The sequence below is a fragment of the Streptomyces sp. NPDC005963 genome (assembly GCF_040638655.1).
In the GTDB taxonomy this organism is placed as follows: domain Bacteria; phylum Actinomycetota; class Actinomycetes; order Streptomycetales; family Streptomycetaceae; genus Streptomyces.
Genome location: NZ_JBEXVD010000026.1, coordinates 119,415 through 127,502, shown reverse-complemented (window position 1 = coordinate 127,502; position 8,088 = coordinate 119,415). Strand labels below are relative to the sequence as shown.

At 67.7% G+C, this 8,088-nt stretch carries 8 protein-coding genes and 1 pseudogene; 1 reads left to right on the top strand and 8 read right to left on the bottom strand.

Annotated elements, in window-relative coordinates; genetic code table 11:
* Positions 1 to 124 precede the first annotated feature (124 nt).
* Positions 125 to 334, top strand: a complete 210-nt coding sequence (locus tag ABZ348_RS28150; protein WP_358937676.1) for an acyl-CoA carboxylase subunit epsilon — start codon at positions 125 to 127, stop codon at positions 332 to 334.
* Between the two features lie 217 nt (positions 335 to 551).
* Here the strand turns inward: ABZ348_RS28150 and ABZ348_RS28145 are convergent, their stop codons facing one another.
* The 8 genes and pseudogenes from ABZ348_RS28145 to ABZ348_RS28110 all read right to left on the bottom strand — a co-directional run.
* Entirely contained in the window at positions 552 to 1,133 is a 582-nt protein-coding gene (locus tag ABZ348_RS28145) for an ATP/GTP-binding protein (RefSeq protein WP_358937674.1), read from the bottom strand.
* Positions 1,114 to 1,701: a DUF742 domain-containing protein gene (locus tag ABZ348_RS28140; protein ID WP_358937672.1), complete on the bottom strand. Its 588-nt coding sequence runs from the start codon at positions 1,699 to 1,701 to the stop codon at positions 1,114 to 1,116. Before ABZ348_RS28140 ends, ABZ348_RS28145 begins: the two co-directional genes overlap by 20 nt.
* A gap of 97 nt (positions 1,702 to 1,798) precedes the next feature.
* Positions 1,799 to 2,212, bottom strand: coding sequence for a roadblock/LC7 domain-containing protein (locus tag ABZ348_RS28135; protein ID WP_009997645.1), 414 nt, complete (start codon positions 2,210 to 2,212; stop codon positions 1,799 to 1,801).
* Between the two features lie 10 nt (positions 2,213 to 2,222).
* The gene (locus ABZ348_RS28130) at positions 2,223 to 5,537 is read right to left on the bottom strand and encodes a nitrate- and nitrite sensing domain-containing protein (RefSeq protein WP_358937670.1); all 3,315 of its coding nucleotides are present in this window, start codon (positions 5,535 to 5,537) and stop codon (positions 2,223 to 2,225) included.
* A 364-nt stretch (positions 5,538 to 5,901) separates the two neighbouring features.
* Positions 5,902 to 6,483: an ATP/GTP-binding protein gene (locus ABZ348_RS28125; RefSeq protein ID WP_358937668.1), complete on the bottom strand. Its 582-nt coding sequence runs from the start codon at positions 6,481 to 6,483 to the stop codon at positions 5,902 to 5,904.
* Positions 6,464 to 6,862, bottom strand: coding sequence for a DUF742 domain-containing protein (locus tag ABZ348_RS28120; protein ID WP_329023658.1), 399 nt, complete (start codon positions 6,860 to 6,862; stop codon positions 6,464 to 6,466). The genes ABZ348_RS28125 and ABZ348_RS28120 overlap by 20 nt, the downstream gene beginning before the upstream one ends.
* 141 nt (positions 6,863 to 7,003) lie before the next feature.
* A complete protein-coding gene (locus tag ABZ348_RS28115; protein ID WP_142214992.1) occupies positions 7,004 to 7,417 on the bottom strand; it encodes a roadblock/LC7 domain-containing protein in 414 nt (137 codons plus the stop codon).
* 9 nt (positions 7,418 to 7,426) lie between these two features.
* Positions 7,427 to 8,088, bottom strand: a pseudogene (locus ABZ348_RS28110) (histidine kinase); the annotation flags it as partial.

Sequence of the window (8,088 nt, the reverse complement as noted above, 5' to 3'; positions counted from 1 at the left end):
CCGAGACCCGTCAGGTACTGATCTCCTCACTCGCCATGCTCCGGACCAAACACGCCGACCTGCCGTCCCGCAAGCACGGCAACCCCCCGCAGTGATCCTGCGGAGAAATGGGAGCCCCATCAGTATGAGCAGCAACCGTTCTTCCTCTTCCCTGCTGCGGGTCGAGAAGGGTCACTGCGACCCCGAGGAGCTGGCCGCGATCACCGCGGTCCTGCTCGCCCGCGCGGCCTCCCAGCCCGAGAGCGCGCCGCTTCAGGAACGCTCGACGGCGGCCGGCTGGCGCCGCCTGGAGCGTCAGCGCGGCTTCCAGCCCTCCCACAGCTGGCAGGGCTGATCCGGGCGCCCACCGGGCTGCACGACTCCGAGCCGGCCCCGTCCACCTCATCGAGGTGGACGGGGCCGGCTGTCGTTGTGTTCGCAGTCCCACCCACAAGGCCGGCATGAGACGCGGCCATCGACCGCGGGGTCTCCCTCACTGGGCAGCACGAAGCCCTCGTACCTCCGCGGAGGTACGAGGGCTTCGTGCGCTGTTCCGGGCTATGAGCCGCCGCTCAGCGCAGTCGTGCCATGAGGGCGTGTTCGACGAGGGTGATGAGGGCGCTTTTGGCGTCGGTGCGGTGGCGTGCGTCGGTGGTGATGATGGGGGTGTCGGGGCCGATTTGGAGTGCTTCGCGGACTTCTTCGGGGTTGTAGGGCTGGTGTCCGTCGAAGCCGTTGAGGGCGATGACGAAGGGGAGGCCGCTGTTTTCGAAGTAGTCGACGGCGGGGAAGCAGTCGGCGAGTCGGCGGGTGTCGACGAGGACGACGGCGCCGATGGCTCCGCGGACGAGGTCGTCCCACATGAACCAGAAGCGGTCCTGTCCGGGGGTTCCGAAGAGGTAGAGGATGAGGTCCTGGTCGAGGGTGATGCGGCCGAAGTCCATGGCGACGGTGGTGGTGGTTTTGTCGCCGGTGTGGGTGAGGTCGTCGATGCCTGCGGATGCGCTGGTCATGACGGCTTCGGTACGCAGCGGGTTGATCTCCGAGACGGCGCCGACGAACGTGGTCTTGCCCACGCCGAATCCGCCCGCCACCACGATTTTCGCGCTGGTGGTTGAGCGGGCTGCACCGCCGCTAGAGCTTGCGAAGTCCACTGAGCACCCTTTCGAGCAGTGTCACGTCTGGCTGACCGCCGGCGGCCTCGTCGCCGCCGGGTTGATGAATGGCCACCATGCCCGCCTCGGCGAGGTCGGCCACGAGGATCCGGGCGACACCGAGGGGAAGATGGAGGAGTGCCGAGATCTCGGCTACGGACTTGATCTCGAAGCACAGTCGGCAGATCCGCTGGTGCTCGGGCAGTTGCCCTTGCAGCCTCGCTGGATCTGCCGTGGTACTGACCAGCGCCTCGATGGCGAGCTGGTAACGCGGCCGGGTTCTGCCACCGGTCATGGCGTACGGACGCACCAGCGAGTTGTGCGCGTTCTGGTGCGACGGCGGTTCGGGTGGCCGCTGCTGCCGGTAGCGCTGCTGATGATCGTACTGCTGCGGATCCTGGGGCGGGTACGGCTGTTGGTCGTGCGAGGGGTACTGCTGCTGCTGATAGGGCTGGGGGGCGCCCGCTCCGGTGGGGGTGGAAGGAAAGTTGTAGCGGTTGTGCGAGTGCTCTCCGGGCATCCGATGAACGCCGCCGTCATAAGGACGTCCGCCTGGGGGTGTTGCCACGTTTCCTCCTCCGACCGCGAGTAGCCGGTTCCTGTCCCTGTGGGGGGTGCGCCACCGCACCCTATGGTGCGGTGGCGTGAAACGCACTGTCTGCCTATTAGTTGAGAAGACTCCCCTGAAGTTCGGCGCGGAGGTCCGGAGTTAGGACATTTCCGGCACGATCCACCAGGAGGGCCATCTCGTAGCCCACCAGACCGATGTCGGCCTCGGGGTGGGCCAGCACGGCCAGTGACGAACCGTCGGAGATGGACATGATGAAGAGGAAGCCGCGCTCCATCTCCACCACCGTCTGGTTGACGGCGCCGCCTTCGAAGATCCTTGACGCTCCTGCGGTGAGCGAGGTCAAACCGGAGGCCACTGCCGCCAGTTGATCCGCCCGATCGCGCGGGAAGCCTTCAGACATCGCCAGCAGGAGTCCGTCGGCGGAGACCACCACGGTGTGGGACACCCCGGGGGTGTTGTCCACGAAGTTGGTGATCAACCAGTTCAGATTCTGCGCCGCCTGGCTCATCGGGCTCACACTAACGCTCCTGGTGGTAGCTGCTACCCGGGTCGAAGCCCGGTCCGTTCGTGTCCGCTCCCGCGCTGCGTCCCCGCTGGACGCCCCGGCGCAGGTTGCTCAACCTGCCACGGACGTCCTCGGGGGCACGGGAAATCTGTGGGCCCCGCTGGGGGGTCTGCTCCGCCGCACCCTCGATGAGATTGGCCTTGGGTACCCGTCGCGGCAGACCGGAAGCGGTGACTCCGCCGGCCTTCGGTTCGCGGAGCTTCTCCGCCCGCTGCCAGCGCGCGTCATTGGCGGAACGCCAATCCGCCGGCTCGGCCGCGGATTCCGTCGCGCCATTGCCACCGCCGACCACCGCCTCGGACTGGGCGCCCTGCGCCGCTTGCGTGGTCCGCTCCACGGGCGGCTGCCACTGCTGCTGAGGCTGTCGCTGCTCGGGCTGCGACTTCTGCTGACTGCCGCGCCGTGGCAGACCGGCCTCGGTCAGCTCATGACCGCTGCTCGAAGAGGGTCCCGGACGGTCGAAGCCTACGCGTTCGGGGCCGGTTGTGGGGCTGCTGGAGACAGATGAGGCCAATTCCGATTCTGGCTGAAAATCAGACTCAAATGCATGGGGTTGGGAGCCCTGATTCGCCCACTCGCCCTGGTGGGGATGGCCTTCGAACTGACCTGCGAACTGGGGTGAGTTCGGCTGCTGGCTCGGATACGTCGCTTCCGGATAGGGAGATCCCAGGTGCCCCTGGTATGCCTGATTCTGCTGTGGCATCTGAGGCTGTTGGGGCGCCTGGTACGCGGCGCCCTGGGGATGCCCGACGGCCGGCGCACCGGAGAAGCCGTCGAAGGCCGCGCCGGGCTGAGCCTGCGACGGGTTCTGACCGAATCCCTGCCCCGGATAGTCCGGCTGCTGGTACGGCTGCCCGAAGTCGGGCGCGTACCCCTGTTGCTCCGGCGCCTGGGGCCGGCCCTGCTGGGGCTGTGCCGTCGGCTGCGGCGCCGTGGGACCGCCGTCCGCCGACTGCGCCTCCAGGGCCGCACGGCGCTCCTCACGCTTGCGCGAGCGGGCTTCCTGCGCAGGGTTCCCCGGTACCTCGGGAACTGCCGCAGGAGGCGTCTCGTAGCGCGAGTCGTCGAATCCGAGCTCGGCGGCGGTGCGCAGCGGCGGACTGGCGAACGCCGGCTGCTCGGGAATGATCTGCGACACCGTGAAGCCGTTGTCAGCCGCTTGCTGCTCACCGCCGCCACCGTGCGTGATCGCGTCGGGGAGCATCACCAGCGAGGTGGTGCCCGCCTGCTCGCCCGAGGGGCGCAGCTGGACCCGGATGCCGTGGCGATCGGCGAGCCGGCCGACCACGAAGAGGCCCATCCGCTGGGAGACCGCCGCGTCCACCGTCGGCGGGTTGGCCAACTTGTGGTTGATGTCGGCGAAGTCCTCGGCCGTGAGCCCGATGCCCTTGTCGTGGATCTCGACCATGACGCGACCGTCCGGCAGCCGGGTCGCCGTCACCCGGACCTTGGTCTGCGGGGACGAGAAGGTGGTGGCGTTCTCCAAGAGCTCGGCCAGCAGGTGCACCAGGTCGGTCACGGCCTGACCGTGGATCTCCGACTCCGGGACACCGCTCAGCTCGATGCGCTCGTACGACTCCACCTCGGAGGTCGCCGCGCGCAGCACGTCCACCAGCGGTACGGGCTCGTTCCACCGCCGGCCCGGCTCTTCCCCGGCGAGGATCAGCAGGTTCTCGCCGTTGCGGCGCATCCGGGTCGCCAGGTGGTCCAGCTTGAACAGCGACGACAGCTGGTCCGGGTCGGCCTCGCCGTTCTCCAATTCGGTGATCAGGGTGATCTGACCCTCGATCAGCGACTGGTTGCGACGGGAGAGATTGGTGAAGATCGCATTGACGTTGCCCCGGAGCATGGCCTGCTCGGCGGCGAGTCGGACCGCTTCCCGGTGTACCTGCTCGAATGCCCGGGCGACCTCCCCGATCTCGTCCGTGGTGTCGATCGGGATCGGCTCTACGCGGGTGTCGACACGGCCCGGTTCCGTACGCGAGAGCTGGTCGACCAGGCTGGGCAGCCGGTCCTGCGCGATGGAGAAGGCGGCGGCGCGCAGTTGCAGCATGGAGCGGCTCATCTGACGGGCCGCGGCCCCGGCCACGAGGAAGGCCGTCAGCAGGGCGAGGACGGTGACCAGACCGTTGACGAAGGCGTCGCGCCGGGCGTCCGCCGCGATGGTGGACGCCTCGTCCACGGTCCGGTCCAGGAGCTCGCGCTCGATCTCGCTGTAGCCCTCGAACTTGGCGGTGGCGACGGTCATCCAACTGTTCGGGGTGATGTCGTTCTTGCGCAGCGCCGCTGGTTTGGCACCACTGCCGATCCGCAGGGCCATCCCGGCGAAGACGGAACTGCCCTCACGCGGCAGGTCGGAGGTCTTGAACTTCCTGTCGACCTCGGCGTTCTTCTGCGCCATGACGCGCTGGAGGCGGTCCGCGTCGGCCTTGCTGCCGCCCGAGACGAACTCGCTGACCGCGATCGACTCCAGATAGCTGTAGGAGTTGAATGCCACGGTCTGCTTCTGCGCGACGTCGGCCTCCGCGCTCGGCCGCACCAGCAGATGCGTACCGATGGAGCGCTGCAAGGAGGTCGCGGCCTTCGCCAACTGGACGGCGTAGACCGTACGGCCGTACGAAGTGACGTTTCCGGTGCCGAAGCCCAGCTCGTTGGAGAAGGACATCAGCGGGTGCTGGATCCTGACGTAGCCCTCTTCGGTGGAGACCGGGTCCATGGCGGCGCTGTAGGCGGTCGAGCGGAGCTTGCCCAGCTCGGGCTCCTGCTCCCGGAAGAGCGCCAGCCGTCGTTCCAACCCCTGGCCTTCGGGGAGGTTCTTCACGGCGGCGTCGAACTTCCGGCGGGCCCCGTCCGTGGTGGCGTACGCGGAGTCGATCACATCGGTGCGGCGGGCGTCCGATGAGCGGGCGGCCAGCAGCGTTGCAGCGGTCAGGTCGCGCTCGTTGAGCAGTGCCTGGCCGTACTCGGACGCAGCTCGCACGATCAGCGCGGTCTGCTCGGCCTTCTCGGCCTCGTCCCAGGTCTCGATCGACCCCTTGACCTGGAGGCCGCCCATCACGAGCGCGACCAGGGCGGGTATCAGGAGGATCGCGTTCAGCCGGGTGGGCACGCGCCAGTTGCGTGGGGAGAGCGGGCCATTGCCACCCCGGTCACCGGTGTCACGGTCGGGGGGATGCGGCGGCTCGTCCGAGGGCGCCGCCGTGCGCGCGGGCGGGGTGAAGTTTCCCCGCGCCTGCTGCTCCGCGGAGCCCGTCATGCTTCGCCTCACTCGACCAACAACCTCTCGGCACCGGCACCTGAGCTGTGCCGTGTTTCGTTCAGAGCCGTACTACTCAGGAGTTCGTCGAATTTCAGCATGTGGAGCGGGTCCGTTCCAAACAGTTGGAATCAGCCATTCCTACCGATGGTACTGACCGATAAAACGGGCATAAAGAGCGAGCCCCTTCAAAAGGCGGGCATGATGTCAGCGCAGCGGTACCGACCGTATGCAACGGGTGTCCGGCCCGGGTTAATTCTCTGTCGAAACGTTATGAACGCGCAGGCGGACCGTGTCTAAGGACACAGTCCGCCTGTGAACATTTGCGACAACTGCCTTATATCGCTGCCGACTTGGGCCGTTTGCAGCCGACCGACTACTTGAGTCGTGCCATGAGGGCGTGTTCGACGAGGGTGATGAGGGCGCTTTTGGCGTCGGTGCGGTGGCGTGCGTCGGTGGTGATGATGGGGGTGTCGGGGCCGATTTGGAGTGCTTCGCGGACTTCTTCGGGGTTGTAGGGCTGGTGTCCGTCGAAGCCGTTGAGGGCGATGACGAAGGGGAGGCCGCTGTTTTCGAAGTAGTCGACGGCGGGGAAGCAGTCGGCGAGTCGGCGGGTGTCGACGAGGACGACGGCGCCGATGGCTCCGCGGACGAGGTCGTCCCACATGAACCAGAAGCGGTCCTGTCCGGGGGTTCCGAAGAGGTAGAGGATGAGGTCCTGGTCGAGGGTGATGCGGCCGAAGTCCATGGCGACGGTGGTGGTGGTTTTGTCGCCGGTGTGGGTGAGGTCGTCGATGCCTGCGGATGCGCTGGTCATGACGGCTTCGGTACGCAGCGGGTTGATCTCCGAGACGGCGCCGACGAACGTGGTCTTGCCCACGCCGAATCCGCCCGCCACCACGATTTTCGCGCTGGTGGTTGAGCGGGCTGCACCGCCGCTAGAGCTTGCGAAGTCCACTGAGCACCCTTTCGAGCAGTGTCACATCCGGCGCTCCGCCGGCGTCTCCGTTGCCTGGCTGGTGGATCGCCACCATGCCCGCCTCGGCGAGGTCGGCCACGAGGATCCGGGCCACACCGAGCGGCATGGACAGCAGGGCCGACACCTCCGCCACCGACTTGACCTCGCGGCACAGATGGCAGATCCGCTGGTGCTCGGGCAACAGCCCGGCAAGGAGCGAGGGATCGGCCGTGGTGCTCACCAGCGCCTCGATGGCGAGCTGGTAACGCGGCCGGGTTCGGCCACCGGTCATGGCATACGGACGCACCAGCGGCTGGTCACCCTCGTATCCGTAGGCATCGGAGCCGTACGGATCGTGAGAGGCAGTTGGCGGGGTCATGAGTCCTCCGGGCGGGACAGCAAGGGTTGGTGCCGTCTGAGCGGGCCGGTGGGGGAGCCGGTTGGTCGACCTGACAGTGACGGCGCGTGGAGCGCTATCTGACACAGATACGTAGAAGGGGCGGGATCGGAAGCATACGGATCAGTGCAAGAGGCTTCCCTGGAGTTCGGCGCGCAGGTCCGGCGTGAGGACGCTGCCCGCACGGTCGACCAACAGCGCCATCTCGTAGCCCACCAGACCGATATCGCACTCGGGGTGGGCCAGTACGGCGAGAGAGGAACCGTCGGAGACGGACATGAGGAAAAGGAAGCCGCGCTCCATCTCGACCACGGTCTGGCTGACCGGGCCGCCTTCGAAAATTCTTGACGCTCCTGCGGTGAGCGAGGTCAGCCCGGAGGCGACCGCTGCCAGTTGGTCCGCCCGATCGCGCGGGAAACCTTCGGACATCGCCAGCAGGAGTCCATCGGCGGAGACCACGACCGTGTGGGACACCCCGGGGGTGTTGTCCACAAAGTTGGTGATCAACCAGTTCAGGTTCTGGGCCGCCTGGCTCATCGGGCTCAACTAACGCTCCTGCGGGTGAGTGGGGCCGAGGTTGAAGCTACCGGTCGTCGAAGTGTTCTGTTGACGACCTTGCTGAATGCCTCGGCGAAGGTTGGTCAGCCGTCCGCGCACATCGTCCGGCGCGCGCGAAACCTGCGGACCGCTCTGGGTGCTCTGCTCCTGTGCCGTACCCGCGACCAGATTCGCCCGCGGGACACGGCGAGGGAGACCTGAGGTGGTGACGCCGCCCGCGGTCGGCTTCTTGAGCCGCTCGGCCTGGCGCACCAACTCGTCATTGGGGGAGGGGCGCCAGCCGTTGCTGTGCGCGCCCTGGTTCGCGGGACGACCCGCGGTCGGGCGCTGCGGCATCGACGGTACGGAGTGCTCGGCGGTGTTGCGCGAGACTCCCGGCGCCGGGGTGTCCACCGGCTGGTCGGGCAGGCCGTTCTGCGACCTGCCCTGGGTACGGAACCAGTCCGTCTCCAGCGTGTCGAACAGCGGTGTACGGCCGTCGCCAGGGCCGGCCGGCGGCAGGGCTTCCGGCTGGGGCTGCGGCGGCAGGGCGTGCTGTACGGGCAGACCCGGATGCGCATCGAATCCCGGCGGCACCGGGGCCTGCCCGGGAAGCGGCGGCTGCGGTGCACCGAAGTCGGGCCGGGGGAACTGTCCGGTGGAGTTCGGGA